We start from the raw sequence: 26,239 nt of genomic DNA, 5'->3' as shown, positions 1-26,239 counted from the left end.
CAGACCTCACGACGTTACGAGCAGAAATCCAGCGGCAGGCGACGCGGCACAAACTGGCCTTTGCCCAGTTGTTCGGCATCGCGCAGGGTGCGCCAGGTGTAATCCAATGCACTGCGTACCGCGCTGGCGAGATTCTCGCCTTGGGCCAGTCGGCCAGCCAAAGCGCTGGCCAAGGTGCAACCGGAGCCGTGATAACTGCCCGGCAAACGCTGGCAATAGAAGGTTTCACGCAGGCCGTCGCGGCTGTACAGGCGGTTGTGGATTTCAGTTTCGTCGCCATGACCGCCGGTGATCAGCAGGTTTTTGACGAACGGCAAAAGTTTTTCAGCGCACTCGTCCGCTGTGCCTTCGGGCAGTTCGGCGAGGATGCGGGCTTCGGGAAGGTTGGGGGTGGCAATGATCGATAGCGGCAGCAGACGCTCACGCATCGCATAGCCGACTTCGTCCTTGCCCAGGCGTCCGCCGCCGCCGGCGCGCAGCACCGGGTCGCAGACCACCGGCAAATGCGGGTGCGCCGAAAGCAGTTCGACAACGGTGTCGACCATTTCCAGCGAACCGAGCATGCCCAGTTTGACCGCCGCGACTTCGGAGTCGTTGAGCACGGCATTGGCCTGAGCCAATACCCACTCACGGTCGAGGACGCGGAAATCAGTGACGTTGACGGTGTCTTGCACGGTCAGGGCGGTGACGGCCGGAGCCGCATGGCAACCCTGCGCGAGCAAGGCTTCAATATCTGCCTGCAAGCCGGCGCCACCACTGGGGTCGTGGCCGGAGAGACAGAGGACAACGGGGCGGGAGCTGTAGATATTCATGGTGCGCGAGCTTACCACCAAACCTGATTTTTCGGTTCAGTGCCGTTGTGCCTGGCGGATAACCCGGTCAGAGAATGCTGACCGGTTTGTCACAACCTGACCAACTCAACAGCTCTAGCTCGGTACTTTGCTCTGAAACGCGCGTTCTAGAGCCTTTGTAGGAAAAATTTCGATGGTGCTCAATGGCCATCAACGGCTATGCTAGTCTGGATCCAAACCAATAACAGGTAATACCGGTTTTACGTCTACTCAAAGGGAATGGGGGGGCTTCCTGACACAACCGGACGAGCCACGCTGGGGCTTCAATGCGCTATTTGCTGATGTTGTTGTTCTGCTTGCCCCTCATGGCGAGCGCCGTCGAATTTGACGAATTCACCCAGAGCCTCCCTCTGGGCCGGTCGCTGCAAGTGTTCGAAGACCCGAGCGGTCAGGCGAATATTGCCGACGTCCGCGCGCAGGCCGCCGCCGGCAATTTCAAAGCCCACGATAAAGCCACGCTCAATGCCGGGTACTCGCGTTCGGCGTTCTGGCTGAAGATCGATCTGCATTACCGTCCGAGCAATCCCGCCGCACAGCGCTCCTGGCTGCTGGAACTGGCTTATCCACCGCTCGATCATCTCGACCTTTATATGGCCGATGCCAATGGCGACTATCGCCTGATCCGGCAAACCGGCGACGCCTTGCCGTTCGCCAGTCGCGAGATCCGCCAGAACAATTACCTGTTCAACCTGGCCGTCAAACCGGATCAACAACAAACCCTTTACTTGCGACTGGCCAGCGAAGGCTCGATCCAGGCGCCGGTGACGTTGTGGTCGAGCACTGCGTATCTCGAAGATCAGCCAGTGCGCCTGTATGTGCTGGGCATCATTTATGGCGTGCTGCTGGGGATGCTGGTTTACAACCTGTTCATCTTCCTTAGCGTGCGCGACACCAGCTACCTCTATTACATCTTCTACATTGGCTCGTTCGGCCTCTATCAACTGTCGGTGAACGGCGCGGCGGTCGAGTATTTCTGGCCGGACAACCCGTGGTGGGCCAACGCGGCAACGCCGTTCTTCATCGGTTGCGCGGGCCTGTTCGGCAGCCAGTTCGCCCGCAGCTTTTTGCAGACCAAGACCCACAGCCGCTGGCTCGACCGTTTGCTGATCGCCCTGATTGCATTCGGTGCTTTGGTAGTCGGTTTGTCGCTGATGACCAGTTACGCCCTGGCCCTGCGCCTGGCGACGACGCTGGCGCTGACCTTCACTGTGGTGATTTTTGCGGCGGGGATTCTCGCCTGGTGGCGTGGCCTGCGGGTGGCGCGCTATTTCATCATTGCATGGTCGGCGTTCCTGCTCGGCGGCGTCATCAATACGCTGATGGTGTTGGGCCTGCTGCCAAACGTGTTCCTGACGATGTACGCCAGCCAGATCGGTTCGGCGATCGAAGTGGCTTTGTTGTCGCTGGCCTTGGCTGACCGCATCAACGCGATGCGCGAGCAGCAGGCGCAGACGCTGTTTGATGCCGGGCAGAAACTTGAAGTGCTCAACCAGCAACTGGCCCACAGCAACAAGCTCAAGGACGAATTCCTCGCGACCCTGACCCACGAACTGCGCACGCCGATGAACGGTGTGATCGGTTCGCTGGAACTGATGCAGACCGTCGATCTGGATCCCGAGCTTGAGCAATATCACCAGACCGCCGCCGGTTCCGCCCGGGACATGATGCGCATGGTCAACGGCATCCTCACCCTCACCGAATTGCAGGCCGGCAAACTGAAAGCGAAGCCGGGCAGTTTCAGTCTGCGGGGTGTGGTTGAAGCGTTGCGCGCTCAGTTCGAAGGCAACGCGGCAAGCAAGTCGCTGGACTTCAAGGTCGACGTGCTGCCGACTCTGCCGGACCGCTTGCACGGCGACAGCGCGAAACTGGCGCAATGCCTGGAATGCCTGCTGGATAACGCGATCAAGTTCACCCGTGTCGGTGGGCTGGCGCTGCGGGTAACCGGCAAGCCGTCGACGGACAATCGATTGGCGCTGTCGTTTGCAGTGATCGACACCGGCATCGGTTTTACCGATCTGGGTGAGGCGACGATGTACCAGCGCTTCTTCCAGCTCGACGGTTCGATGACCCGTGAGTACGGTGGATTGGGAGTAGGGCTGGCGATCTGCCGACAACTGGTCGAACTGCTTGGCGGCAAGCTCACCCATCGCTCTGAACCCGGAAGTGGCAGTCGCTTTCAGCTGGACGTGGAGTTCGAATTGCCGGTGGTCGAGCCGGCGGCGCCCCCTGCGAATGTGCGCGATTGCGTCCGTGCCCCGCAGGACTGCACGGTGCTATTGGTCGACAACAACACCGTCAATCAACTCGTGATGCGCGGCATGCTGCTCAAACTCGGTTTCCGCGTGCGTACCGCTGAAAACGGTGCAGCGGCGCTCGATTGCCTGCAGCGCGAAATTGTTGATGCGGTCTTGATCGATTGCCAGTTGCCCGCCCATGACGGCGCGTCGTTGTGCTGTCAGATCCACGCCTTGCCGGGTTGCGCCCACTTGCCGGTGTTCATGCTGGCGTTGAGCGCGGATCGCGAGGTTTGCGCCACGGATGCAGTGATCGACTACCTGAACAAACCGGTGAAATTCGAAGATTTGCAGTCTGCGCTGGAGCGACGGGTGCTCTGCTGTTGATAGGGTAAAAGCGCCGCAGATTCGGCGGATATGACACTTTGTTCGGCGTTTGGGCGGTGCTTAACTGACCTTCTCGCTGAAAAAGGAACCCGTCATGAACCTGCATCAGTTTGCCGAAACCCACGAGGTCACCAACCAGCCGCCGTCGCTGGACGGCACCAACCTCTATCGCATCGACCTGCCGTTGCAGGAGTGGTCGCGCAGGTTCGGCGCCGGTTGGGCCGAGTCGCGGATTGATGCCTATGGCGCACTGGCCGGCGGGCCGTTGATGGAGGCCGGGTTCCTCGCCAATCAGAACAAACCGGTGTTTGCCAGCCATGACCGCTACGGTCATCGCATCGATCTGGTGGAATTTCATCCTGCTTATCACCAACTGATGCGCACGGCAGTCGAGCATGGCCTGACCTCGCTGCCTTGGGCGCAACCGCAGGACGGCGCGCATGTCGCCCGTGCTTCCATGACCTATCTGCACAGCCAGGCCGAGGCCGGCAGCGGTTGCCCGCTGACCATGACCTTCGCCAGCGTCCCGGCGCTGCGCCTGCAACCTGATCTGGCCGAGCAATGGTTGCCTAAAGTCCTCGCCACCGAATACGACCCGCGCAATGTCGGCATGGCGCACAAGGCTGGCGTCACCATCGGTATGGCCATGACCGAGAAACAGGGCGGCACCGACGTGCGCGCCAACACCACCAAGGCCTATCCGGTCGGCGCCAGCGGTCCGGGCCAGGCTTATGAACTGGTCGGGCACAAGTGGTTCTGTTCGGCGCCGATGTGCGATGCGTTTCTCACGCTGGCGCAGACCGACAAGGGCCTGACCTGTTTCCTGCTGCCTCGCCATCGCCCGGACGACACGCGCAATCAGTTCTACATCCAACGCCTGAAAAACAAACTCGGCAACCAGTCCAACGCCTCCAGCGAAGTGGAATTTCGCGGGGCGCTGGCGTGGATGGTCGGCGAAGAGGGGCGTGGCGTGCCGACCATCATCGAGATGGTGGCGATGACCCGTTTCGATTGCATGGTCGGCTCCAGTTCGCTGATGCGTCAGGCGCTGACCCAGGCCAGCCACCACTGCGCGCACCGCAAGGTCGGCGGCAAGTTGCTCAGCGAACAACCGTTGATGCAGAACGTGCTGGCCGATCTGGCGCTGGAAAGCGAAGCCGCGCTGGCCCTGAGCCTGCGCATGGGCAAGGCGCTGGATCATTTGGACGATCGCCACGAAGCGCAGTTCGCCCGGTTGGTGACGGCGGTAGGCAAATACTGGATCTGCAAACGCGCGCCGGCAATGATCAATGAAGCGGCTGAATGCATGGGCGGCGCCGGGTATGTCGAGGACAGTATCCTGCCGCGTCTGTACCGTGAGGCGCCGGTCAACTCGACGTGGGAAGGCTCGGGCAACGTGCAGTGCCTTGACGTGTTGCGCGCGTTGTCGAAAGAGCCGGGTGTACTGGACGTGCTGTTCAGTGAACTGGGTGACGGCCATGGCGATAAACGCTTGGCCGCGCATATCCAGCAGTTGCAGGCGCAGTTCAAGGACACCAGTGATATTCAGTATCGGGCACGGCAATTGACCGAGGACATTGCCCTTGGCTTGCAGGCCAAACTGTTGCTGGAGGCGGGGAATTCAGCGGTGAGCGATGCGTTTATTGCCAGTCGGTTGAGTGGTAGCGGTCGTGTGTATGGTGCGTTGCCGCGTGGGCTTGATGTCGAAGCCATCGTTGCCCGCTCGACCCCGCAAAGCTTCTGACCCCATACAAGTCCCCTGTAGGAGCTGCCGAAGGCTGCGATCTTTTGATCTTGCTGTTTATAAGATCAAAAGATCGCAGCCTTCGGCAGCTCCTACAGGGATTCGCTTTGTCTGAAAGATTGCGCCAGAGCCACAACGCCACTGTTCCCGTCGCGCCACGATGCAGGCAAGATGAAGCTCTGCAAGTCAGAACACAGGAAGCTGATCGTGACCGAAGCGTTTATTGTCGTTCAAACCGCCGAACAAGCCGTGGATCGTCTGGCCGAGCTGCATGAGCAGGCCACCACTGCACTGAATTCCGCGCTCAAGCGGTACCTCAAGGATCGCGTCGAGCCCGACGCCGGGCAGCGTGCCCTGTTTCGTTATCCCGAACTGCGTCTGACCTACCACTGCCAGGGCGAAGTCCCGCAGACCACCCGCGCCTACGCCAAGGTGCAACTGCCGGGTACTTACAGCGTCACCGTCACCCATCCGAAAGCATTCCGCAAATACCTGCTGGAACAGCTGGTGCCGTTGATGCACGACTTCACCGTGACTGTTGAAGTCGGCGTCAGTCAGCAAAATATTCCGTACCCGTACGTGGTCGAGCAGGGCGATGAACTGGCCGGTTCCGGCGTCACTGCCGCCGTGCTGGCGCGCGTCTTCCCGAGTACCGACCTGTCCGCCGCCACCGATGGCATTGCCGACGGCCTCTACGATTGGGAAAACACCGATCCGCTGCCACTGGCGCTGTTCGATGCCGCGCGGGTCGACTTCTCGCTGCGTCGTCTGGTGCACTACACCGGCAGCGACTGGCGCCATGTGCAGCCGTGGATTCTGCTGACCAACTATCACCGTTACGTCGACCAGTTCATCGTTCATGGTCTGGAGCAATTGCGCAGCGATCCCCGTTTCGTGCGCATGGTGCTGCCGGGCAACGTGATCATCGAGAAGGGCATGGATCACGGCGAAGCGTCGGCGATTGCCGCCGGTGTGGTCTGGCACCGTTATCAGATGCCGGCCTATCACCTGATCGCCAGCGATGGCCACGGTGTGACGCTGGTGAACATCGGCGTCGGCCCGTCCAACGCCAAGAACATCACCGACCACTTGGCGGTGCTGCGTCCGCATTGCTGGCTGATGATCGGTCACTGCGGCGGCCTGCGTCAGTCGCAAACCATCGGCGACTACGTGCTGGCCCACGCCTATATGCGTCGCGACGGGATTCTCGACCGCGTGGTGCCGCCGAACATTCCTATCCCGGCACTGGCCGAAGTGCAGATGGCGCTGCAACAAGCGGCCGCCAACATCACCGGCGAGAAGGGCGACGACCTCAAAAAACGCCTGCGCACCGGCACCGTGCTGACTTACGACGACCGTAACTGGGAGCTGCGCTGGGCTCAGGAACGTCCGTTGATCAACCTGTCCCGCGCGGTGGCGGTGGACATGGAAAGTGGCACCATTGCAGCGCAAGGTTATCGCCTACGGGTGCCATACGGCACGTTGCTGTGCGTTTCGGACAAGCCGCTGCACAGCGAAATCAAGCTGCCGGGTTCGGCCAACGCGTTCTACGAGCGTGCGGTCAGCCAGCATTTGAAGATCGGCATCGAAGCGGTGGATCTGCTGCGCACCGAGCTCAACTCGCTGCACTCGCGCAAACTGCGCAGCTTCGACGAACCGCCGTTCCGCTGATTTGTTGATGGTCATTTAACGGTCAGGCTACTAGCATTGGCAGCCCTGACCGTTAGATGTTCTTTTCGCCATGTCCCGTCCCCCGCGTCCACCTTCCCGCCGCCCCGGCGCGAAGCCTCAGTCTTCTGCCCCGCGCCGTGTTGCCAAGGCGCCGCCGGCTGAGCCGAAACTGATCCTGTTCAACAAACCGTTCGATGTGCTGACGCAATTCAGCGACGGCGAAGGGCGGGCGACGCTCAAGGATTACATCGACGTGCCCGGTATTTATCCGGCCGGACGCCTGGATCGCGACAGTGAGGGTTTGTTGCTGCTGACCAACGACGGGCAGTTGCAGGCGCGGATTGCCGACCCCAAGCACAAATTGGCCAAGACCTATTGGGTGCAAGTCGAAGGCGAGCCGACGGCCGAGCAGTTGCAGTGTTTGCGTGACGGCGTCGAACTGAATGATGGCATGACCTTGCCCGCCGAAGCTCGGCAACTGGAGGAGCCTGAGTTGTGGCCGCGTAATCCGCCGGTACGCTTTCGCATGACCATACCTACAAGCTGGCTGGAATTGGTGATACGCGAGGGGCGCAACCGTCAGGTGAGACGCATGACGGCTGCGGTAGGCCTGCCGACGTTGCGGCTGGTGCGGGTCAGGATTGGTGACTGGACGATCGAAGGTCTAGATCAGGGCCAGTGGAAAGAAGTGCCGGCACGCTTATAAAGCGCCGGACTCGATCAGGCCGATCACCACACTCTTGATGATGAACGCGGCCACACCCAGGCCCAGCACGAAGAACAGAATGAGCGAGCCAAAGCGCCCGGCCTTGGATTTTTTCGCCAGATCCCAGACGATGAAACCCATGAAAATGATCAGGATGCTGACCAGGCCAGTCATCATCCATTCTTCAAGTAGTGCAGGATCCATCGGGGTTCTCCGGCGCGCATGGGGCTAAAAGGGCGCGGCGAGTATACGCCAAGGTCGAACGGCGGGGCATTGACCTGCGTCGGTGTGCCGCAGTCAATCGTCTGGAACCCTGTGGCGAGGGGATTTATCCCCGACGGGTTGCGAAGCGACCCCAAAAATATCCGCCTCGCTGCAAAATCTTGCCAGTGCTGCGCACTGGATCGGGGATAAATCCCCTCGCCACGAAAGCAATCAGCTACGCAAATGGGTCAGCGGCAATTCGGTGCTGTTGAGCACCTGATTCAGCACAAAACTCGAGCGCACACTGGTCACCCCATCAATCCGGGTCAGATGCCCCAGCAGCAATTTCTGATAGTGATCCATGTCCGGCACCACCACCTTCAACTGATAATCAGCGTCCACGCCGGTTACCAGACTGCACTCCAACACCTGCGGCAACGTACGAATCGCTGCTTCGAAATTTTCAAAACGCTCCGGCGTGTGACGGTCCATGCCAATCAGCACGTACGCGGTCAGGCTCAGCCCGAGCATCTTGCGATCCAGCAACGCCACCTGACGCGAGATGTAGCCGTCGTCTTCCAGTTGCTTGACCCGGCGCGAGCACGGCGAGGGTGACAGACCGATGCGCTCGGCCAGTTCCTGGTTGGAGATGCGGGCGTCGCGCTGCAATTCCGCCAAAATGCTCAGGTCGTAACGGTCGAGTTTGCTCATCAATCAGTCCTTGGTTGTAACTATTGCGGCGGATTATCTATCCAGGGTTAAAAATTGCGCAAGTGGTGTTTATTTAAGCAATCTTCGCAATCCTCTGTCGCGGCCTCAGGCCTATTCTTATCACCAGAATCACTGCTCGGTAACACAGTCCACAGCGGCCCGCCTATCAGGCCCGCCGCGGTCGCCACCCCCACCGGGGATGTGCCGGCCCCCGAGCTGCACACTGTCCAGAAGACGGCGTGAGGTGAGCCGACGTCAAAAGCGTCGAGCCAGGACGAAGTTCTCTAGAAGGGAGGCCGACGGGTCTCCCTTTTTTCTTGCCTGCGATTTTTGTGCAGCCCTCAATAAATAAGTTTCGTGACTGATAACCTGTTGCAGAACCCGGTGTGTACATTCCCGGTCTTAGTGACAAGTCCCCTCTTAATTTCAGGCCCTGAGCCGCAGCGAGGAAAAGCATGAAGTCGCGCATCTGGCGTCTGGCCGGTGTTGGTTTGCTGTGTGTGAGTGTCAGTGCGCAAGCGCTTGCCGATGAGCCGCAGAATCGCGGGCCGGACAATAATGGTCGCAGTCCGGAGCATCAGGGCAACAATCAGGGCCATGGCGGTAACAATCAGCCTCGGCCGCAGAACAATGAAATCATTCGTGGCGACAACAGCCGCCAGTTCGAGCACAACGGCCAGCAGCGCAACGATAATGGCCAGTGGCAGAACCGCGACCAGAACCGTCCAGCCTACAATCCCAACCCGGTTCGCCAGCCGCCGCCACCGCCACAGTTACCGGCCAACAGTCTGCCGATCCAGCCGCGTCCCGACGCCGTGCGCCAGACCCAGGAACCGCGTCAGGGCTACTACCGCGACGAGCGTCCACAGAACGGCTACAACAACCAGCATTGGCAGACCGGCAACCGGCCTGACGACAATCGCTGGCCAGGTCGTCCGGACGGGCATGGCAACGGTTGGGGGCCGGGGCCGCAATATCGGCCGGGGCATGTGATCGACCGTTTCCCGGATCGTGACTATCGCGTGCCGTATCGCGGGCAGGATTACTTCTTCTCTGGCGGCTATTGGTATCGCCCGCAAGGCCCGCGCTACATCGTCGTGCAGCCACCGCGCGGGATTCGTACCCAATACTTGCCGGATTACGCCCGTGAAGTGTGGGTAGGTGGCGCGTTGCTGTTCCTTGCCGCCGGTTCCTATTACGCCTATCAGGAAGCGACTCAGGACTACGTGGTGGTCGAGCCGCCGGTGCAACAACAGCCGCAGCCGCAATCACAGGGCTACGATGTCGAGGCTTATCCGGCCAACGGTCAGTCGCCGGAGCAGGTGCAACAGGACGGTTACCAGTGCTATCAGTACGCGGTGCAACAAAGCGGTTTCGATCCGCGCACCGCGACTTACCAGCCGGCGCCCGAAGTGGTCCAGGCCTACCGTCAGGCCCAGGGCAATTGCCTGAGCAGTCGCGGTTATCAGGTAAGTTACTGAATCCGGGTTTGCGCCCGTTCAGCCTTGACCACTTCCTGCGGGTCGGCGTGCACCAGCACTTCGGCCCGTGGGTAGGCTTTGTGAATGGCATCCGCCGCCTGATCGCTGATGCCGTGCGCTACTGACAGGGTCAATTCCCCCGGCAATTCCAGATGCAACTGCACGAACCAGTGGTTGCCGGAAATCCGCGTGCGCAAGTCATGTGCGCCCAGCACACCCGGTACGCTGCACGCCAGTTCGAGCATGTGCTGACTGACGTCCGGTGGCAGCTCCTCATCCATCAGCACCGAAAAGCTTTCCCGGGCGATCTGGATCGCGCTCCACAAAATGTAGGCGGCAATCCCCAGGCCGAACCACGCGTCCAATTGTTGCCAGCCGAATCCGGCCAGCACCAGCGCCACCAGAATGCTGCCGTTAAGCAGCAGATCAGAGCGGTAATGCAGCGAGTCGGCGCGTACAGCGTTGGAGCCGGTCTGCTTGACTACCCGGTGCTGCAAGATCAGCAAGGCCACCGTCAGCAGCAGGGAGAAAATGATCACGCCAATGCTGATCCACGGCGCACCGAGCGGTTCAGGTTGCTTGATCCGCTCATAGGCCTGAAACGCGATCAACACCGCACTCCCGCCGATGAACAAGGCCTGCGCCATGCCGGCCAGGGATTCCGCTTTGCCGTGGCCATAACGATGATCGTCATCCGCCGGGCGCAGCGCGTAATGCACCGCCAGTAGATTGAGCAACGAAGCAATCCCATCAAGCGCCGAGTCGGTAAGGCCGGCGAGCATGCTCACCGAACCGCTCAGCCACCAGGCGATGGCTTTGGCGATGATCAGCGTACAGGCCACCGCCACCGAGGCGCGGGTCGCCAACCGCAGCAGGCGGGCGTGTTCGGGGCTGGAGGTCATGAAGTTTTTGATTCCTTATGCGGCAGGTTGCAGGCCGAACATTGCCAGTTGTTGGGTGCTGCCCTTGTGCTGGATCAGGCGTGGATCATCCAGCGGCAGATTGCGGCCCAGCTCAGATTCGAGAATAGCCTGCAACTTCAGGTTATCGACCTGACCGTCCGGGCCGATGGCTTGCTTGAGCTTGGCCGGATCGACTTGCGCGGTGTGCCCCGGTTCGAAATAGATCGCGCCGGTGGCGAAGTCGACTGCAAATGCGATCAGACCGGGAATGACATAGAACAGCAGACCCACGGCATCGAGCACGGCAATCGCCGGGTCGATCTTGCCGTCGATCTGGCCGCGACGATCCGGGTAGAAAATCGAACCGCACGCGGTGATTTGGGTGAGCAGGGTGGCGACCAGTACACCGCCGATCAGGCGAAAGGGTAAACGCATGGGAAATATCTCCTGAGTCATCTGATAACGAAGCTTCGTCTTGTGAAGTTAAGACCCTGACGAACGCTTGGCAGTTCGCCGTTATACTCGCCGCTCTGTTTGGGAGCCAGCATGATTTCTTTGCCGATCGACGAAGTTTTACCCGCCTTGCGTGAAGCGTTGGCGACACGCCACGAAGCCGTGCTTGAAGCACCGCCCGGCGCCGGTAAAACTACCCGCGTGCCTTTGGCCTTGCTCAACGAAGCGTGGCTGAACGGGCAAACCATTCTGATGCTGGAGCCGCGCCGCCTCGCCGCGCGTGCGGCGGCTGAGCGACTGGCCAGCGAACTGGGCGAAAAGGTCGGTGAAACCGTTGGCTATCGCATTCGCCTCGACAGCAAGGTCGGCCCCAACACCCGTATCGAAGTGGTCACCGAAGGCATTCTCACCCGCCGTTTGCAGGACGACCCGGCGCTGGAAGGCGTGGGCCTGCTGATCTTCGATGAGTTTCACGAACGCAGCCTCGACGCCGATCTGGCGCTGGCCCTGAGTTTGAACGGTCGCGAGCTGTTTCGAGCTGAACAGCCGCTGAAGATTTTGCTGATGTCGGCAACGCTGGAAGGCGAACGCCTGGCCGGTTTGCTCGACGACGCACCGATCCTGCGCAGCGAAGGACGCATGTATCCAGTGACCATGCGCTGGGGCCGGCCGTTTCAGCCCGGCGAGTACATCGATCAGCGCGTGACCGCCACCATCCTTGAAGCCCTGCACGATGAAACCGGCAGCCTGTTGGTGTTCCTGCCGGGGCAGGCGGAAATCCGTCGCGTCCATCAACAATTGGCCGACGCCATCGGCGAGCGCAGCGACGTGCTGCTCTGCCCGTTGCACGGTGAACTCGATCTCAACGCCCAACGCGCCGCTATCGACCCGGCACCGGCCGGCCAGCGCAAAGTGGTGCTGGCCACCAATATCGCCGAGACCAGTTTGACCATCAACGGCGTGCGCGTGGTGATCGATGCCGGGCTCGCGCGGGTGCCGCGTTTCGATCCGGGCAGCGGCATGACCCGCCTCGACACTCAACGCATTTCCAAGGCCAGCGCCACGCAGCGCGCGGGGCGGGCAGGGCGACTGGAGCCGGGTGTGTGTTATCGGTTGTGGTCGCAGGATCAGCACGAGCAACTGGCCGCTTATGGCAGTGCGGAAATTCTGTCGGCAGATCTGGCCAGCCTGGCGCTGCAATTGGGGCGCTGGGGGGTGACGCCGGGCGAGCTGGTCTGGCTCGATGTTCCGCCAACGGCAGCTTATGCTCAGGCGCAGGAATTGTTGCAGCGACTCGGCGCACTGGAAGGTGAAGCGCTGACCTCCCATGGCCAGGCCATGGCCGAATTGCCAGCGCATCCGCGTATCGGCCATTTGTTGCTGCGCGGGCAGGCGTTGGGCCTGGCCAACATGGCCTGCGATGTCGCCGCGTTGCTCGGCGAGCGCGACATCTTGCGCGGCGCCGGGGCGGATTTGCACAGTCGTCTGGTGCTGTTGTCTGGCGAAGAACGCGCGGCACGCGGCGCTCAGGGCAGCGTGCAACGTGCTCGACAACTGGCGCGGCAGTATCGCGGTTACTTACGCGGCAAGGCGAGCGAGCCAGTCAGCGATCCGGATCACCCGCGCTGGCTCGGCGCATTACTGGCGCTGGCCTACCCGGATCGCGTCGCCCAACAACGTCGTGCCGGAGGCGCCGAATACCGACTGGCCAACGGTCGCGCCGCGCTGTTCGCCGAGGCCGACAGCCTGATGAAAGAACCGTGGATCGTCATCGCCGACCTCGGCAGCCGACAGGGTCAGCGGGAAGAACGAATTTATCTGGCGGCGGATTTTGATCCGGCGCTGTTTGATTCGGTGCTCGCCGAGCAGGTGCGCAACGTCGATCAACTGGATTGGGACGAGCGCGAAGGCGTGTTGCGCGCTGAACGTCAGCGCAAGGTAGGCGAACTGATCCTGAGTCGTGAACCGTTGACTGGCCTCCATGAAGCCGCGCGCAGCCAGGCGCTGGTCAATCTGGTGCGGCGCAAAGGCCTGGAGCTGCTGCCGTGGACGCCGGAACTGCGTCAGTGGCAGGCGCGTGTCGCGTTGTTGCGGCAGTTGGAGCTCAATACTCAGGACGAAAGCCAGTGGCCGGATGTCAGCGACGCGACACTGCTGAACACCCTCGAAGACTGGCTGATGCCATATCTGGGCAAGGTCTCGCGGCTCAGTCACTTCGCCAATCTGGATCTGTCGAGCATCGTGCGCAATCTACTGCCATGGCCGCTGCCGCAACGCCTCGATGAACTGGCGCCGCATCATCTGAGCGTGCCGTCGGGGTCGTCGATTCGTCTGGATTACAGCGAGTTTCCACCGATTCTAGCGGTGCGTTTACAAGAGTTGTTCGGCCTGGCCGAGACGCCACGAATCGCTGGCGGCCGGCAAGTGGTCAAGTTGCACTTGCTGTCCCCGGCGCGGCGGCCGGTGCAGGTCACACAGGATCTGGCCAACTTCTGGCGCAGCACCTATGCCGAAGTGAAGAAGGATTTGAAGGGGCGGTATCCAAAGCATTACTGGCCGGATGATCCGTTGGTGGCCGAGGCCACTGCACGGATCAAACCGCGAAAACCCTGAGCGCGCAGCGTTTTATTGAAGCGAAAACACCGTCCTGGTCCAACCCAGCAACGTGTACTTTTCATAGATCTGCACAGGGACGTCCACATACGGGCTCGTGATGAAATGCTCCGGAATCAGCGGGTTGGCCTCATCAATGACCAGGATGTTAGCCGGGTTGTAGAAGTCATAATCGACAACGCTTTTGTTGGTGGTGATCACTTTTTTTCGCGATGCCATGGCTTCAAAGAATCGGAAGCTCAAACCGGCCTGGCCAGGCTTGGAAATGTCCAGAATGATCCTGGAGCGTTTGACTAACTCACCAACGGATTCCAGCGACATTCTCTGCTCGAAAAAAGTGATACCGGGATGAGCACCCGGAATCGGTTTGCACTGCACCAGAAACTTGTAATCGGTAACGCCGAGCCGATCAAATTCCCGCGCCAGGCCTTCGAGCGCCGGCACGCGGTCCTTGCCGGCCATCACTACGAAAGCCGAGTATTCGCCCGGTTCACCGTCTGCAACGTAGTCTTCATAGATAAAGTTGTAGAGCTTTTTCAGGCCGTAACTCTCGGCATTCTGCGGGTCGAATGAAAACACCTCGTCATAATCAGCCAGTTCTTCCCGGGTCATCGGCCAGCGACTGAAACTGTCGTAAAGGTAGGCGATCTTGCGATCGGAAGCCTTGAGTCCAGCCGCCAATTGCTGTGGGTCGATTTGCGCCGGATTAATGATAAGGGCAGCGTCAAACCGCCCTGCCGCCCGAAGGGTCTTTTTCACATGCCGCCATTGGGCCCAGCGTTTCAGCGGACGTCGAATGATCTTCGGGGCTCGATCAAACCTGTCCGACATCGACGAGGTATCGATGAAGCACACGTTGTTATCGATCATCAAATGCTCAGCCAGTTTGCGTGCGTAGCCGCCGATGTCCTTGCATACAATTAAGATTTTCATGGGTCTTCCGTGCGTTTGATTCGAATGCCCGAGCATCGTTCGTGGCGTAGAGTTGTTGCTACGGCGCAACCGGCAGCAGGAACCGCGCAATGACCGGCAGGTGATCGGAAATCCGAAGCGTATCGTCCTGGCGCACCATCGCTTCAACCCGTTTGATCTTCGGGCTGTAGAACAGATAGTCGACCGTGCGATCCGGACCATTGAGACCGGGGTCATTGGGGTAGTGGGTCAGCCACTGCGCGCGGTCGATGCCGCTGGCCTCGTTGTTGGTCGGGATCATCGGGTACTTGTCCCACAACAGATGCAATTCGCTGTCGGCGGAGTAGGCCGTGCGCTGCTCGGCTGGCAAACGGCGATATTGACCGAGGGGCAACAGGTTGAAGTCACCACCGATCAGCCAAGGCAGGCCTTGGCTTTCATACTTGTCGAGCACCCTGGCCACCGCCGTCACTTGCGCCTGCAACGTCTCATCCGGTTGGCTGGCGCGCTCCAGATGCGTGTTGAACACGGTCAGTTGCCCGCCATCGCTCAGCGGCAGCTTCGTCGCGAGCAGGGCGTCTTTGGGCTGGAACTGGCGGCTGATGAAGTTGCTCGAAGCGACCGGTAATTGCAGGCGCTCGGCGTGTTCGATGCGATAACGGCTCAGCGTCGCCAGTTGCCGGCCAACGCTGCCGAAGATGTGCGGTTCAGGGACGAAATCAGCTTTCCAGTCAAAGGCGCTGGCGCTACACGGGTACAGATCGGCGACTCGCTCCTGCAGCAATTTGAGTTGATCCTGATAATCGCTGGCCTTGGCGCCGTCATCCAGCTCCTGCAACAGCACCACGTCGGGCTGTTCATCGCGAATTACCCGCGCCACTTCATCGAGACTGAAGGCCATGTCTTCCAGCGTCGGCGCTTCATCGTCGCCCCCGGCCAGGTCATTCCAGAACACATAACGCTTGCCGGCCAGGTACTGCACGTTCCAGGTCATGACTTTCAGTGCCTGCCCGGGCACCAGCGTCGGCGCGGTTGCGGTGCAACTGACCGGCAGGGTTTCACGGGGTTCGGGACGCCAGGTCAAGCTGAACATCAGCCCGCCAATCACGGCGATGGCGAGCACAACGAGCAACAGGGTGTAGCGCAGTAGACGGGTCATGGCTCGGCTTTTAGCGTTACAGAAAGTGGCCCCGAGCATACCTGAGGGCGAGTCTTAAACCTAAGGCCAGAGCAGTCAGACCGCTCTGTCTCTTTTGTCAGGCAATTCGCTGATCAGCATGAACAGACGGAACAGCACCACGCTGGTGAACAGTTGCAGGAAGCCGTGAGCGCTGTCGATCAACACAGTGATGGCCGTGTTCTGCGGTTCTGGATAGACCGCCAGCGTTGCGCCTTTGAGCAACCACAACGGCGTCATCACGCAAAGAATGCACAGCAGAATCCGCCAGAAATGCCCGCGTGTCAGACGCAGGCTTTCTTTCATCGCATGCAGCGGATTGAGGCCGCGCAGCACCAGCAGATATTCGCCGAACGCCAGCATCACCATCAGCATCAGGCCCGGCAGAAAATACAACGACAGTCCCAGCAGGATCAGCAACGTGTTGAGCGCCGTGAGCAGGGCGAAACGCGGCCACAAGCGTGCGGCCATTGCCAGCAGGTCAAGATTGCGCGGGGCTTCGCCACGGGTGCGGGCGTCGAGAAACAGAATCAGTGCGGCGGTGTACAGCGGATAGACCAGCAGGCCGACAATGATGCTGGACGCCGAAAAACTGTCCGGGTCGCTGGCGTGATCCACCACTTGTTGCAACAGCGCTTCGACGATCACCAGCGGCAGGCACAACTGCACGATGCTGACCAAATGGCGTTTGAAAAAATACAGAGAGTCGCGCAGCACTTCGAAGGCATTCATCAGTCGGTATCGCAGGTCGAAAACAGTGGCTCACTTTAACCGATGATGTGCGGGCGGACGCAAACGTAAACATTCGGTAAAGGTCGTTGAAACATCCTGTCACTGTCTCCATTACGGGAGAGCACCTTGTCCAAAGTGGGCGAGGGCAATGTTATCCCCGGCAATCTACGAGGTCGCCATGAACAGCGAAGAGCAAACCCTGATCGATGGACTGTTTTCCCGGCTGCAACAGGCCGAAACGGAGGCAGCCCCGCGCGATGCCCAGGCCGAGACGCGGATCAAGGAACACCTGACACGCCAGCCGTCGGCAGGCTATTTCATGACCCAGGCGATTCTGGTGCAAGAGGCGGCGCTCAAAAGCCTCGACGAGCAGAACAAACAACTGACCCAGCAAGTCCAGCGTTTGCAGGCCGAGCTGCAATCGGCCAAGGCGCAGAGTGCTGCGCCGGCACCCAGCGGTGGCGGTGGGTTTCTGTCGAGCATCTTTGGCGGCGGCAGCTCGCGTCCTGCGCCAACACAGAGTGCCCCGGCATCGACGGGCGGCTGGCGCGAACCGGCACCGCAGCAGAACTTCAACGCTCCCGCGCCACAACAGAACTTCGGCGTACCGCCGCCCAACTACGCGCAACAGGCTGCTCCGGCGGCGGGCAGCAGCTTCCTCGGTGGCGCGCTGAAAACTGCCGCTGGTGTGGCGGGTGGCGTGATGCTGGCGCAGGGTATCAGCAGCCTGTTCCATCACAATCAGCAACCGGAAGAGATTGTTGAAGTGATCAAGGAAGAACCGGCGCAGGTTGCAGACCAAAGCAACAACGGCTGGGGCGATGACCAGCGCATGGCCGGCAACGACCAGAGCGGCTTTACTGATACCGACTACAGCGATGACAACTCATCGTTCTTCAATGACGACGATTCCTTCGTCTGACCCAAACCTTCCAGGTTGACATCGAACTGTGGTGAGGGGATTTATCCCCGATGGACTGCGCAGCAGGCCCAAAAAACCGGGGCCGCTACGCTGCCCAGCGGGGATAAATCCCCTCGCCACATTCACCACTCGTCAGTAGCACCCTTGCGCCTGCGGGCGATTATTCGCGGAACCTTCCTTCGGGCTGGCATACTGAGCGCCTTTTTCGGGCCTGGCGCCTGATCCCGCTTCGTGCGCTCGCGCGCTCACAGGAACTCCGGTGAAAAAAATCGCAGTGTTCGCCGACGTGCAGAACCTCTACTACACCGTGCGTCAGGCCTATGGTTGCCACTTCAACTACGCCGCGCTGTGGGCCGACATCAGCAAGGACGGGCAGATCGTCGAGGCCTACGCCTACGCCATCGACCGTGGTGACAGCAAACAGCAGCAGTTCCAGCAGATCCTGCGCAACCTCGGCTTCATCGTGAAGCTCAAACCCTACATCCAGCGCAGCGACGGCTCGGCCAAGGGCGACTGGGACGTGGGCATTACCCTCGACATCATGGACGCCGCCGATCACGTCGACGAAATCGTCCTGGCCTCCGGTGATGGCGATTTCGACATGCTGCTCGAACGCATCATCAACAAGCACGGCGTGCAAGCGGTGGCCTATGGCGTCCCGGGCCTGACCGCCAACTCGCTGATCCGCGCTGCCAGCCGCTACGTGCCGATCGAAGGCGCGCTGCTTCTGAAGAATTGAGCGGCTACTGAAGAATTGATTTGAACGGAGTTGAACCCGGTTTGGAACGCATTGCAGTCATCGACTTTGAAACCACCGGCCTCTCGCCGAACAGCAGCTGCCGCGCCACGGAAATCGCCGTGGTCATGCTGGAAAACGGCCGCATCGTCGAGCGTTACCAGAGCCTGATGAACGCCGGCGTGCGCGTCCCCGCGTTCATCGAACAACTGACCGGCATCAGCAACGCCATGCTGCGCACCGCGCCCTCGGCGGAACAGGTGATGAACGAGGTCAACGAGTTTGTCGGCTGCACGCCACTGGTCGCACACAACGCTTCGTTCGACCAGAAGTTCTGGGATTTTGAACTGGGGCGGATCAAACGCACCCGTCTCCAGAATTTTGCCTGCTCACTACTGCTGGCCCGCCGGTTGATGCCGGCCGCGCCGAATCACAAACTCGGCACCCTCACCACGTTCGCTCGCCTGCCGCACACCGGTCAGGCTCACCGCGCGATGGCGGATGCGGAGATGGCGGCCAATTTGATGGCGCATCTGGCCGGAGAGTTGCGCGACAAGCATGGCGTGCGCGAGTTGAACCATGACCTGCTGTGCAAATTGCAGAAAGTGCCGGCTGCGAAAGTTGGCGAGCATCTGCAGCGCTACCGCTGATCCCGAACTCAACAAGAACCCTTGCAGGCTCACTCCTACAGTGGATTTGTGCTGGCCCGAACTATTTGCCGTTGCTTTCAAAAACTCGCGAACCGTGTTGTTTAGTGGTGTGTAGAGTTCGACGAAGCATCCTACTGAAGTTTAGGGATTATCCGTCTTGAGCTCTGATAGCCCCACCGCTAACCTCTTTTCGTCGCTGCCAATTCAGCGATCGGGACTGCAAGCCTGCCGTTAGTTTGTTAGGAGACCACTGGCGAACCTATAATCGCGTCGCTTCAATTAGCGACCATCGATTTATGGTAGCTGTGTGCGGGAGACCCTAGGGTCTGCCGAGGTCTCCTACTCGGTCTTGCAGACCCGTGCACAGCTGCCACCCATCATCTGCAAGTGATGCTGGCAGCTCCGACGTTCAAAGGAGATTTGCCATGTTCAAAGCTACGCCCAACCCTCCAGAAGATTCTGGTTCAGCGTTCATCCGTGAACCTTTCGTAATACCACAAGCTTTTATTCGTCATCACATTCAACTGCGGGCAACTCTGCTGCATGCAGAAGCCTGGTTCTGTGCCCGTGATTTTGGTCGTCTCATGGGGTTGGAAATCAATGGGCGACAAGTTCTGAAGCTTGATGAAGATCAGCGGCTGATGATGTATCTGTCGGGAAGCGATGGTGTTCAAGAGACCTTGATGTTGAGCGAGTCCGGCGTTTACGCAATGCTGGTTTACCACTACTCCCCGGAGAACCGTCATTTGCGTCGTTGGCTGACCCATGAGGTCGTGCCGATGCTTCGTCAGGGCTCGGAGTCAGTTTCAGATCCGCATCTGCGTTTGATGATGTGCGCAGGGGAAACGTTGAGACTTCTGCATTGGCGCAATGAGCCATGGATGCGCATGCGAGATATGCCGCACTTGCTGACTCAGGAAAGTCGTAGCCAGGGTTGAAGGGTTCTCGCTAGCGGACTTACTCGCGAATGCGCTGTGTCATTCAGAAAGGTGTTGTCTGACACTCCCTCTTCGCGGGCAAGCCCGCTCCCACAGCGGACATCATTGCCTCAAGACTTGCCGTTGCCTTCGATATGCCCTAACGGCACGCGTTTTTCGATGGCGCTCGACAACACAATCGATGTCTTGCTGAACCCGAACTTCGCCACCCGATTGATCAACTCTTCCAGCTCCGGCATCGACCCCACTGCGGCCTTCATGATCACGCACGGATCGCCCGTCACCCGAAAGCACTCGGTCAGTTGCGGAATTTTGACCAATTCGTCGTACACCTTCTGGCTGCCGTTTTGATGCAGGCGCAGTTCGATCACACACTGGATCGGCAGACCGATTTTCGACAGGTCGATTTTCGCTTCATAGCCGGTGATCACGCCCGATGCCTCAAGCTTGGCCACGCGCTCGGCCACGGCGGGGGCGGAGAGGTTTACTTTGCGCGCCAGGTCGGCGTAGGACGCCCGGCCGTTTTCGAGCAGGGCGCTGAGCAGCATGCGGTCGTATTTATCCAAGGCTTAACTCCTGAAAGTGTCAGTCTTTCGAAATCGTGGTTTATTCCGCAGATCTCCGTGATTTCAAAAGTGTACTGGCCTGATAAACAGGTTTTGTAACTTATTTTTGCCCGCTGGCCTTTCTAGAATAACCAATCTCCTGACACAGACTGTCGAGCTGCCCATGCCTGCCTTGCGCCGTTTTTCCTTGCCGCTGATCGCCGCGTTTTTTGCGTTGTATGTGATTTGGGGTTCGACCTATCTGGTGATTCGCATCGGCGTTGAATATTGGCCACCGCTGATGCTCGGCGGAGTGCGCTTCATCATTGCTGGCACGTTGATGTACGCGTTCCTGCGCTGGCGCGGGGCGCCGGCGCCGACGTGGGCGCAGTGGAAAGCGGCGGGGATCATCGGGGTTTTGCTGCTGAGTTTTGGTAACGGTGCGGTGAGTGTGGCGGAGCACACGGGGGTGGCTTCTGGCGTGGCGGCATTGGCGGTGGCGACGGTGCCGCTGTTTACGTTGCTCTGCGGTTATTTCTGGGGCGCGCGTAATACTCGTCTCGAATGGGCCGGGGTGGCGCTGGGGATTGTCGGCATTGCCATGCTCAACATGGGTTCCAACCTGCAATCGAGCCCCTTGGGCGCTGCGTTGCTGATTTTCGCGGCGGCGACCTGGGCGTTCGGTTCGGTATGGAGCAGACACCTGCCGCTGCCGCAGGGCGCGATGGCCAGTGCCGTGGAAATGCTGGTCGGCGGTGTTGTCCTGCTGATCGGCAGTGCGGTGAGTGGTGAGCGCCTCCAAGCCGTGCCGCCGATGGAAGGCTGGTTGGCGCTGGCGTATCTGATCTTCTTTGGCTCGATCATCGCCTTCAATTCCTACATGTATCTGCTCAAGCATGTGCGTCCGGCGGCGGCCACCAGTTATGCCTACGTCAATCCGGCGGTGGCGGTGTTGCTGGGGATCGTGTTTGTCGGCGAGACCATCGGCATTGAAGAAGCGCTGGCGATGCTGGTGATCATCAGTGCCGTGGTGCTGATCGGTCTGCCGCAATGGCGTCGTCCGGCACAGCCGCCGGTAGACGTGCCGACGGCCGTTCCGACGGAACAGCGCGCGAATTAGGGTAAACTGCGCGCCATTGCACACTCGTGTCGCACAACTGCGCTGAATTTTCCTACGGTACTCCCATGACTTTCGCCTCCCTTGGCCTGATCGAACCCTTGCTGCGCTCCCTCGAGACGCTCGGCTACCAGACCCCGACGCCGGTGCAGGCGCAAGCCATCCCGGCCGTTCTGGCCGGTCGCGACCTGATGGCAGCGGCCCAGACCGGCACCGGCAAGACCGCCGGTTTCGCCTTGCCGTTGTTGCAGTTGCTGGCTATGGAAGGCCCAAAAGTCACCGCGAATTCGGCGCGTGCGCTGATTCTGGTGCCGACCCGCGAGCTGGCCGAGCAGGTTCATGAGTCCGTGCGCCAGTACGCCGAAAACCTGCCGCTGCGCACTTATGCGGTTTACGGCGGCGTCAGCATCAACCCGCAAATGATGAAGCTGCGCGGCGGCGTCGATGTGCTTGTCGCCACGCCTGGTCGCCTGATCGACCTGTTCCGCCAGAACGCGCTGAAACTCGATCAGTTGCAAACCCTGGTGCTGGATGAAGCCGATCGTATGCTCGACCTGGGCTTCTCCGAAGAACTGGCGAACATTTACCGCATGCTGCCGAAAAAGCGCCAGACCCTGCTGTTCTCCGCGACTTTCTCCGATGACATCCGCCTGCTGGCCGGGCAAATGCTCAACGACCCGCTGAGCATCGAAGTCAGCCCGCGCAACGTTGCCGCCAACACCGTCAAGCAGTGGATCGTGACGGTGGACAAGAAGCGCAAGGCCGAACTGTTCGTGCACCTGATGCGCAAAGGCAAGTGGAAGCAGGTGCTGGTATTCGCCAAGACCCGCAACGGCGTGGATGCGCTGGTGGAAAAACTCCAGGGTCTGGGCATCAACGCCGATGGCATCCATGGCGACAAGCCGCAAGCGACACGCCAGCGTGCGCTGGATCGTTTCAAACTCAGCGAAGTGCAGATTCTGGTGGCCACCGACGTGGCGGCCCGTGGTCTGGACATCGAAGATTTGCCGCTGGTGGTCAACTTCGACCTGCCGATCGTGGCCGAAGATTACATTCACCGGATCGGCCGTACTGGCCGTGCGGGTGCGACGGGCGAGGCGATCTCGCTGGTGTGTGCCGATGAGGTGAACATGCTCTCGGCGATCGAGATGCTCACGCGTCAGACGTTGAAGCGTCAGAACGAACCGGACTTCGAACCTGAACACCGTGTGCCGGATACCGATGCCAGCGGTCAGGTGATCAAGAAGCCGAAGAAACCGAAAAAGCCGAAATCGTCCGGCGGTGGTGGCAAGCGCAATCTCGGTAAGTGGGTCGACAGCGGCGAGACGCAGGCGCCGGAGCCTTCGATCAAGCCTGTGCGCAAGGTGCCGGTATTTAACACCGGACCGCGTAAGCGTAAGCCATAACCCTCTGCTGAAGGCGCGCTATCCAGGTAGGAGCTGCGGCACGCTGCGATCTTTTGATCTTGTTTTTAAAGGTCAAAAGATCGCAGCCTCGTTTCACTCGACAGCTCCTACAGGGTTTTGTGCTGAAGCCACTCCAGCATTCCGAACCCCGCCGCCCGGCCACTGGCAAAACACCCCGTCAGCAAATAGCCCCCCGTCGGCGCCTCCCAATCGAGCATCTCACCTGCGCAGAACACCCCCGGCAACGCCTTGAGCATCAGCCGCTCGTCCATCGCCTCGAACGTCACGCCCCCGGCACTGCTGATCGCTTCGTCCAGCGGGCGGGTTTTGATCAGTGTCAGCGGCAACGCTTTGATCGCCCGAGCGAGCAGCGCCGGATCGGCAAAGGTTGCAGCGTCAGTCAATTCACGCAACAACGCCGCTTTCACACCATCAATCCCGATCTGACTGTGCAGATGCTTGGCCATCGAGCGCGAGCCGCGCGGTTTGCTCAATGCTGCCTGCAATTTATCCACAGGTCGGCCCGGCAGCAGGTCGATATGAATGGTGGCTGAACCGTGCTGGTTGATCGCCTCACGAATCGGTGCCGACAGCGCGTAGATCAAACTGCCCTCAATCCCGGTCGCAGTGATCACGCATTCGCCCAAGCGCGGTACATCGTCGTTCAGGCCGATGGCGATATTTTTCAGCGGCGCGCCGGCGAATTTGCTGACGAGTAATTCGCTCCAGGCCTGCACTTCAAAGCCGCAATTACTGGGCTGCAACGGCGCCAGTCCTACACCGCGCTGCTCCAGCGGCAACATCCACGCGCCGTCCGAACCCAGCCGCGACCAACTGCCGCCGCCGAGGGCGAGCAGGGTGGCGTCGGGGTTGATGGATTTCTCGCCTTCCGGGCTGTCGATGCGCAACGCACCTTGTTCATCCCAACCGAGCCAGCGATGGCGGGTGTGGATAACTACGCCACTGTCGCGCAGACGCTTGAGCCAGGCGCGCAGCAAAGGGGCGGCTTTCATGTCGGTGGGGAACACGCGGCCAGAGCTGCCGATAAAGGTTTCGATGCCCAGCTCATGAATCCAGCGGCACAGCGCATCGGCATCAAAACCGCGCAGCAGCGGAGCGATGTGCGGCGCGCGTTCGGCGTAGCGCGAGAGGAACGCCGGGTAGGCTTCGGAGTGGGTGATGTTCATGCCGCCGACCCCGGCCAGCAGGAACTTGCGGCCTACCGAAGGCATGCCGTCGTAGAGATCGACGCGGACTCCGGCCTGGCTCAGCACTTCGGCGGCCATCAGGCCGGCGGGGCCACCGCCGATGATGGCGACGTGAGCGGAGGAGGGGGCGGAGTTCTGGGTCATGGCGTGCGCTGCGGTATGGCGGGATAAGGCGCGCATTCTAACAGTCGGGATCTTTGTAGCGGTTGGTTAAAAATTAACCGCCGCGCTGCGCACCATGTTCGGTATGGGCTGCAGCCCCTTTCACTCAGGTTATCCACAGGCCGTTCCACAGCCATTGTGGGTAACGCAGCACAGCTCAATGACAGCCGTGTGACTGCCAGACGCGCTGCGCGCTGTGGTGGAGAATGCCGTGGCGGCGGGCGAGGGCGTGGCGGTCCTTGCTGTAACCACCGCCGATCACGCCCATCACCGGGATGTCGCGGCCCAGGCAATGGCGCATCACGCTTTCGTCCCGGGCAGCGACGCCTTCATCGGTCAGTTGCAGATAACCGAGGGCGTCGTCCTTGTGCACATCGACGCCGGCGTCGTACAGCACCAGATCCGGTTGATACAGGGGCAGCAGATAATTGAGTGTGTCGTCCACGACCTTCAAATAATCGGCATCGCCCATGCCTTTGGGCAGCGGAATGTCCCAGTCACTTTCGGCTTTGCGTGCAGGAAAATTCTTCTCGCAGTGCAGGGAAACGGTAATCGCCTCCGGGGTGTTGTGCAGAATCCGCGCCGTGCCGTCGCCCTGATGCACGTCGCAATCAAAGATCAACACACGGTTCACCCGGCCGCTTTGCAGCAGATATTGGCTGATGATCGCCAGGTCATTGAAGATGCAGAACCCCGCCGGGTAGTCGTAGTGGGCGTGATGGGTGCCGCCGGCCAAGTGGCAAGCCAACCCATGTTCCAGGGCTTTTTCCGCCGCCAGTATCGAACCACCCACCGCGCGCACCGTGCGTCGGGCCAGTGCTTCGTTCCATGGCAGGCCAAGACGCCGCTGGTCTTCGCGGGACAACTCGCCGCTCATGTAGCGTTCGATATAGCTACGGTCATGGGCCAGGGCGAGGATGTCGTTGGGGCAGATTTCGGGGCGCAGCAGATCGGCGTCACGGGTCAAGCCGCTGTCGACCAGGTGATCGCGCAGAAGACGAAACTTGTCCATGGGAAAGCGGTGATCCGCAGGAAACTCCGGGCTGTAGTCGTCGTGGTAGATCAGCGGCAGTGGCATGGCGATTTCTGTCAGACGTGTAGGAAAGAGTGAAGGATCCTACCAGCGATGTAGACTTGCGGCATGGAAACGGAGGGGCACGATGGAGCCGATACTGGAACTGGAAAGCGCACGGCTGCTGATGCGTCAGTGGCAGGATGAGGATTTGCCGGAATTTGCGGCGATGTGTGCCGATCCTCAGGTGATGCGCTATTTTCCGGAGCCGTTGAGCCGGCTGGAAAGTGCCGCGTTGATCGGTCGCGTGCGCGGACATTTTGCCGAACACGGCTACGGCTTGTGGGCGCTGGAGCGCAAGGACAGCGGCGAATTCATCGGTTTCACCGGGCTTGGCGTGGTCGGTTTCGACGCGCCGTTCACCCCGGCGGTGGAGATTGGCTGGCGTCTGGCGAAGGAGCATTGGGGCCTGGGTTACGCCAGTGAAGCGGCTTGGACCGCTCTGCGTTGCGGGTTTGATCGATTGGCCCTGAAGGAAATCGTGTCGTTCACTGCGCAATCAAATCTGCCTTCGGAGAAAGTCATGCAGGCGATCGGCATGCATCACGCGCCGGCCGATGACTTTGATCACCCCAAGCTTGCCGTCGATCACCCGTTAAGAAGACATGTGCTGTATCGGATTACCCGGGAGCAGTGGCTGCAAACCTTGCATGGATAAGCTGACACGGACGTTTACAATGGCCGCCATATCATTGGCCCGTGCCA

At 60.2% G+C, this 26,239-nt stretch carries 24 protein-coding genes; 13 read left to right on the top strand and 11 right to left on the bottom strand.

Features of this window, described 5'->3' with window-relative positions:
* Positions 1 to 14: 14 nt before the first annotated feature.
* Positions 15 to 812, bottom strand: coding sequence for a hydroxymethylpyrimidine/phosphomethylpyrimidine kinase (locus ACIOVB_RS10460; protein WP_047303578.1), 798 nt, complete (start codon positions 810 to 812; stop codon positions 15 to 17).
* A gap of 305 nt (positions 813 to 1,117) precedes the next feature.
* Here ACIOVB_RS10460 and ACIOVB_RS10455 point away from each other — a divergent pair, with 305 nt between their 5' ends.
* The 4 genes from ACIOVB_RS10455 (at position 1,118) to ACIOVB_RS10440 (ending at position 7,593) form a co-directional block, all read left to right on the top strand.
* Positions 1,118 to 3,472, top strand: coding sequence for a 7TM diverse intracellular signaling domain-containing protein (locus ACIOVB_RS10455; protein ID WP_401267341.1), 2,355 nt, complete (start codon positions 1,118 to 1,120; stop codon positions 3,470 to 3,472).
* A gap of 94 nt (positions 3,473 to 3,566) precedes the next feature.
* On the top strand, positions 3,567 to 5,216 hold the full coding sequence (locus ACIOVB_RS10450) for an acyl-CoA dehydrogenase family protein (protein WP_401267340.1): 1,650 nt from the start codon (positions 3,567 to 3,569) through the stop codon (positions 5,214 to 5,216).
* Between the two features lie 171 nt (positions 5,217 to 5,387).
* Entirely contained in the window at positions 5,388 to 6,887 is a 1,500-nt protein-coding gene (gene amn / locus ACIOVB_RS10445; protein ID WP_187680961.1) for an AMP nucleosidase, read from the top strand.
* A 70-nt stretch (positions 6,888 to 6,957) separates the two neighbouring features.
* Positions 6,958 to 7,593: a pseudouridine synthase gene (locus tag ACIOVB_RS10440; RefSeq protein WP_401267338.1), complete on the top strand. Its 636-nt coding sequence runs from the start codon at positions 6,958 to 6,960 to the stop codon at positions 7,591 to 7,593.
* Here the strand turns inward: ACIOVB_RS10440 and ACIOVB_RS10435 are convergent.
* Positions 7,588 to 7,797, bottom strand: coding sequence for a DUF2788 domain-containing protein (locus tag ACIOVB_RS10435; protein WP_042561226.1), 210 nt, complete (start codon positions 7,795 to 7,797; stop codon positions 7,588 to 7,590). The two genes, ACIOVB_RS10440 and ACIOVB_RS10435, sit on opposite strands and share 6 nt — an antisense overlap.
* A gap of 231 nt (positions 7,798 to 8,028) precedes the next feature.
* The gene (locus tag ACIOVB_RS10430; protein WP_042561225.1) at positions 8,029 to 8,508 is read right to left on the bottom strand and encodes an Lrp/AsnC family transcriptional regulator; all 480 of its coding nucleotides are present in this window, start codon (positions 8,506 to 8,508) and stop codon (positions 8,029 to 8,031) included.
* Between the two features lie 455 nt (positions 8,509 to 8,963).
* Here ACIOVB_RS10430 and ACIOVB_RS10425 point away from each other — a divergent pair, with 455 nt between their 5' ends.
* Positions 8,964 to 9,989 carry a DUF6515 family protein gene (locus tag ACIOVB_RS10425; protein WP_401267335.1) on the top strand — a complete coding sequence of 342 codons (1,026 nt, stop codon included), beginning with the start codon at positions 8,964 to 8,966 and terminating at the stop codon, positions 9,987 to 9,989.
* Here the strand turns inward: ACIOVB_RS10425 and ACIOVB_RS10420 are convergent.
* Together ACIOVB_RS10420 and ACIOVB_RS10415 are read right to left on the bottom strand one after the other, a co-directional pair.
* Positions 9,983 to 10,891 carry a cation diffusion facilitator family transporter gene (locus tag ACIOVB_RS10420; RefSeq protein ID WP_187680959.1) on the bottom strand — a complete coding sequence of 303 codons (909 nt, stop codon included), beginning with the start codon at positions 10,889 to 10,891 and terminating at the stop codon, positions 9,983 to 9,985. The genes ACIOVB_RS10425 and ACIOVB_RS10420 overlap by 7 nt on opposite strands.
* 15 nt (positions 10,892 to 10,906) lie before the next feature.
* On the bottom strand, positions 10,907 to 11,326 hold the full coding sequence (locus ACIOVB_RS10415) for a polyribonucleotide nucleotidyltransferase (protein ID WP_401267333.1): 420 nt from the start codon (positions 11,324 to 11,326) through the stop codon (positions 10,907 to 10,909).
* 111 nt (positions 11,327 to 11,437) lie between these two features.
* Here ACIOVB_RS10415 and hrpB point away from each other — a divergent pair, with 111 nt between their 5' ends.
* Complete coding sequence (gene hrpB / locus ACIOVB_RS10410) at positions 11,438 to 13,957, top strand: ATP-dependent helicase HrpB (RefSeq protein WP_401267331.1); 2,520 nt, start codon at positions 11,438 to 11,440, stop codon at positions 13,955 to 13,957.
* A gap of 12 nt (positions 13,958 to 13,969) precedes the next feature.
* On the opposite strand, the gene ACIOVB_RS10405 is transcribed toward hrpB, so the two are convergent.
* The 3 genes from ACIOVB_RS10405 to ACIOVB_RS10395 form a co-directional block, all read right to left on the bottom strand.
* A complete protein-coding gene (locus tag ACIOVB_RS10405; protein ID WP_401267328.1) occupies positions 13,970 to 14,827 on the bottom strand; it encodes a hypothetical protein in 858 nt (285 codons plus the stop codon).
* 121 nt (positions 14,828 to 14,948) lie between these two features.
* Entirely contained in the window at positions 14,949 to 16,028 is a 1,080-nt protein-coding gene (locus ACIOVB_RS10400) for an endonuclease/exonuclease/phosphatase family protein (protein WP_401267327.1), read from the bottom strand.
* A gap of 75 nt (positions 16,029 to 16,103) precedes the next feature.
* The gene (locus tag ACIOVB_RS10395; RefSeq protein ID WP_401267324.1) at positions 16,104 to 16,778 is read right to left on the bottom strand and encodes a YciC family protein; all 675 of its coding nucleotides are present in this window, start codon (positions 16,776 to 16,778) and stop codon (positions 16,104 to 16,106) included.
* A 178-nt stretch (positions 16,779 to 16,956) separates the two neighbouring features.
* Between ACIOVB_RS10395 and ACIOVB_RS10390 the strand changes: the two genes are divergently transcribed.
* From ACIOVB_RS10390 to ACIOVB_RS10375, 4 genes are all read left to right on the top strand, one after another.
* Complete coding sequence (locus ACIOVB_RS10390) at positions 16,957 to 17,700, top strand: DUF2076 domain-containing protein (RefSeq protein ID WP_401267322.1); 744 nt, start codon at positions 16,957 to 16,959, stop codon at positions 17,698 to 17,700.
* Between the two features lie 259 nt (positions 17,701 to 17,959).
* On the top strand, positions 17,960 to 18,439 hold the full coding sequence (locus ACIOVB_RS10385) for an NYN domain-containing protein (RefSeq protein ID WP_221730158.1): 480 nt from the start codon (positions 17,960 to 17,962) through the stop codon (positions 18,437 to 18,439).
* Positions 18,440 to 18,480: 41 nt separating this feature from the next.
* The gene (locus ACIOVB_RS10380; protein WP_187680944.1) at positions 18,481 to 19,086 is read left to right on the top strand and encodes a PolC-type DNA polymerase III; all 606 of its coding nucleotides are present in this window, start codon (positions 18,481 to 18,483) and stop codon (positions 19,084 to 19,086) included.
* 425 nt (positions 19,087 to 19,511) lie between these two features.
* Positions 19,512 to 20,024: a Bro-N domain-containing protein gene (locus tag ACIOVB_RS10375; RefSeq protein ID WP_401267321.1), complete on the top strand. Its 513-nt coding sequence runs from the start codon at positions 19,512 to 19,514 to the stop codon at positions 20,022 to 20,024.
* A 110-nt stretch (positions 20,025 to 20,134) separates the two neighbouring features.
* On the opposite strand, the gene ACIOVB_RS10370 is transcribed toward ACIOVB_RS10375, so the two are convergent.
* A complete protein-coding gene (locus ACIOVB_RS10370; RefSeq protein ID WP_187680942.1) occupies positions 20,135 to 20,590 on the bottom strand; it encodes an Lrp/AsnC family transcriptional regulator in 456 nt (151 codons plus the stop codon).
* Between the two features lie 163 nt (positions 20,591 to 20,753).
* Here ACIOVB_RS10370 and yedA point away from each other — a divergent pair, with 163 nt between their 5' ends.
* Both yedA and ACIOVB_RS10360 read left to right on the top strand, forming a co-directional pair.
* Positions 20,754 to 21,689 (top strand): drug/metabolite exporter YedA, encoded by a 936-nt coding sequence (gene yedA, locus ACIOVB_RS10365; RefSeq protein ID WP_401267319.1) that lies wholly within the window; start codon positions 20,754 to 20,756, stop codon positions 21,687 to 21,689.
* 65 nt (positions 21,690 to 21,754) lie between these two features.
* Entirely contained in the window at positions 21,755 to 23,092 is a 1,338-nt protein-coding gene (locus ACIOVB_RS10360) for a DEAD/DEAH box helicase (protein WP_401267318.1), read from the top strand.
* A gap of 107 nt (positions 23,093 to 23,199) precedes the next feature.
* On the opposite strand, the gene ACIOVB_RS10355 is transcribed toward ACIOVB_RS10360, so the two are convergent.
* Together ACIOVB_RS10355 and ACIOVB_RS10350 are read right to left on the bottom strand one after the other, a co-directional pair.
* On the bottom strand, positions 23,200 to 24,444 hold the full coding sequence (locus tag ACIOVB_RS10355) for a TIGR03862 family flavoprotein (RefSeq protein WP_401267315.1): 1,245 nt from the start codon (positions 24,442 to 24,444) through the stop codon (positions 23,200 to 23,202).
* A 175-nt stretch (positions 24,445 to 24,619) separates the two neighbouring features.
* A complete protein-coding gene (locus ACIOVB_RS10350) occupies positions 24,620 to 25,540 on the bottom strand; it encodes a histone deacetylase (protein WP_401267313.1) in 921 nt (306 codons plus the stop codon).
* 82 nt (positions 25,541 to 25,622) lie between these two features.
* On the opposite strand from ACIOVB_RS10350, the gene ACIOVB_RS10345 reads away from it, so the two are divergent.
* A complete protein-coding gene (locus ACIOVB_RS10345; RefSeq protein ID WP_187680937.1) occupies positions 25,623 to 26,192 on the top strand; it encodes a GNAT family N-acetyltransferase in 570 nt (189 codons plus the stop codon).
* Positions 26,193 to 26,239: the final 47 nt, after the last annotated feature.

The organism is Pseudomonas sp. NPDC087639 (assembly GCF_044743385.1).
Classification (GTDB): domain Bacteria; phylum Pseudomonadota; class Gammaproteobacteria; order Pseudomonadales; family Pseudomonadaceae; genus Aquipseudomonas.
This window is presented reverse-complemented; position numbering and strand designations above follow the sequence as displayed.

What these genes read in the sequence shown, in the direction of transcription:
- ACIOVB_RS10460 (WP_047303578.1), bottom strand. Translation starts at nt 812, where the DNA reads ATGAATATCTACAGCTCCCGCCCCGTTGTCCTCTGTCTCTCCGGCCAC.
- hrpB (WP_401267331.1), top strand. Translation starts at nt 11,438, where the DNA reads ATGATTTCTTTGCCGATCGACGAAGTTTTACCCGCCTTGCGTGAAGCG.
- ACIOVB_RS10420 (WP_187680959.1), bottom strand. Translation starts at nt 10,891, where the DNA reads ATGACCTCCAGCCCCGAACACGCCCGCCTGCTGCGGTTGGCGACCCGC.
- ACIOVB_RS10400 (WP_401267327.1), bottom strand. Translation starts at nt 16,028, where the DNA reads ATGACCCGTCTACTGCGCTACACCCTGTTGCTCGTTGTGCTCGCCATC.
- ACIOVB_RS10360 (WP_401267318.1), top strand. Translation starts at nt 21,755, where the DNA reads ATGACTTTCGCCTCCCTTGGCCTGATCGAACCCTTGCTGCGCTCCCTC.
- ACIOVB_RS10415 (WP_401267333.1), bottom strand. Translation starts at nt 11,326, where the DNA reads ATGCGTTTACCCTTTCGCCTGATCGGCGGTGTACTGGTCGCCACCCTG.
- ACIOVB_RS10345 (WP_187680937.1), top strand. Translation starts at nt 25,623, where the DNA reads ATGGAGCCGATACTGGAACTGGAAAGCGCACGGCTGCTGATGCGTCAG.
- ACIOVB_RS10430 (WP_042561225.1), bottom strand. Translation starts at nt 8,508, where the DNA reads ATGAGCAAACTCGACCGTTACGACCTGAGCATTTTGGCGGAATTGCAG.
- ACIOVB_RS10440 (WP_401267338.1), top strand. Translation starts at nt 6,958, where the DNA reads ATGTCCCGTCCCCCGCGTCCACCTTCCCGCCGCCCCGGCGCGAAGCCT.
- ACIOVB_RS10450 (WP_401267340.1), top strand. Translation starts at nt 3,567, where the DNA reads ATGAACCTGCATCAGTTTGCCGAAACCCACGAGGTCACCAACCAGCCG.
- ACIOVB_RS10390 (WP_401267322.1), top strand. Translation starts at nt 16,957, where the DNA reads ATGAACAGCGAAGAGCAAACCCTGATCGATGGACTGTTTTCCCGGCTG.
- ACIOVB_RS10405 (WP_401267328.1), bottom strand. Translation starts at nt 14,827, where the DNA reads ATGATCGATAACAACGTGTGCTTCATCGATACCTCGTCGATGTCGGAC.
- ACIOVB_RS10395 (WP_401267324.1), bottom strand. Translation starts at nt 16,778, where the DNA reads ATGAATGCCTTCGAAGTGCTGCGCGACTCTCTGTATTTTTTCAAACGC.
- ACIOVB_RS10435 (WP_042561226.1), bottom strand. Translation starts at nt 7,797, where the DNA reads ATGGATCCTGCACTACTTGAAGAATGGATGATGACTGGCCTGGTCAGC.
- ACIOVB_RS10455 (WP_401267341.1), top strand. Translation starts at nt 1,118, where the DNA reads ATGCGCTATTTGCTGATGTTGTTGTTCTGCTTGCCCCTCATGGCGAGC.
- ACIOVB_RS10355 (WP_401267315.1), bottom strand. Translation starts at nt 24,444, where the DNA reads ATGACCCAGAACTCCGCCCCCTCCTCCGCTCACGTCGCCATCATCGGC.
- yedA (WP_401267319.1), top strand. Translation starts at nt 20,754, where the DNA reads ATGCCTGCCTTGCGCCGTTTTTCCTTGCCGCTGATCGCCGCGTTTTTT.
- ACIOVB_RS10375 (WP_401267321.1), top strand. Translation starts at nt 19,512, where the DNA reads ATGTTCAAAGCTACGCCCAACCCTCCAGAAGATTCTGGTTCAGCGTTC.
- ACIOVB_RS10350 (WP_401267313.1), bottom strand. Translation starts at nt 25,540, where the DNA reads ATGCCACTGCCGCTGATCTACCACGACGACTACAGCCCGGAGTTTCCT.
- amn (WP_187680961.1), top strand. Translation starts at nt 5,388, where the DNA reads ATGAAGCTCTGCAAGTCAGAACACAGGAAGCTGATCGTGACCGAAGCG.
- ACIOVB_RS10425 (WP_401267335.1), top strand. Translation starts at nt 8,964, where the DNA reads ATGAAGTCGCGCATCTGGCGTCTGGCCGGTGTTGGTTTGCTGTGTGTG.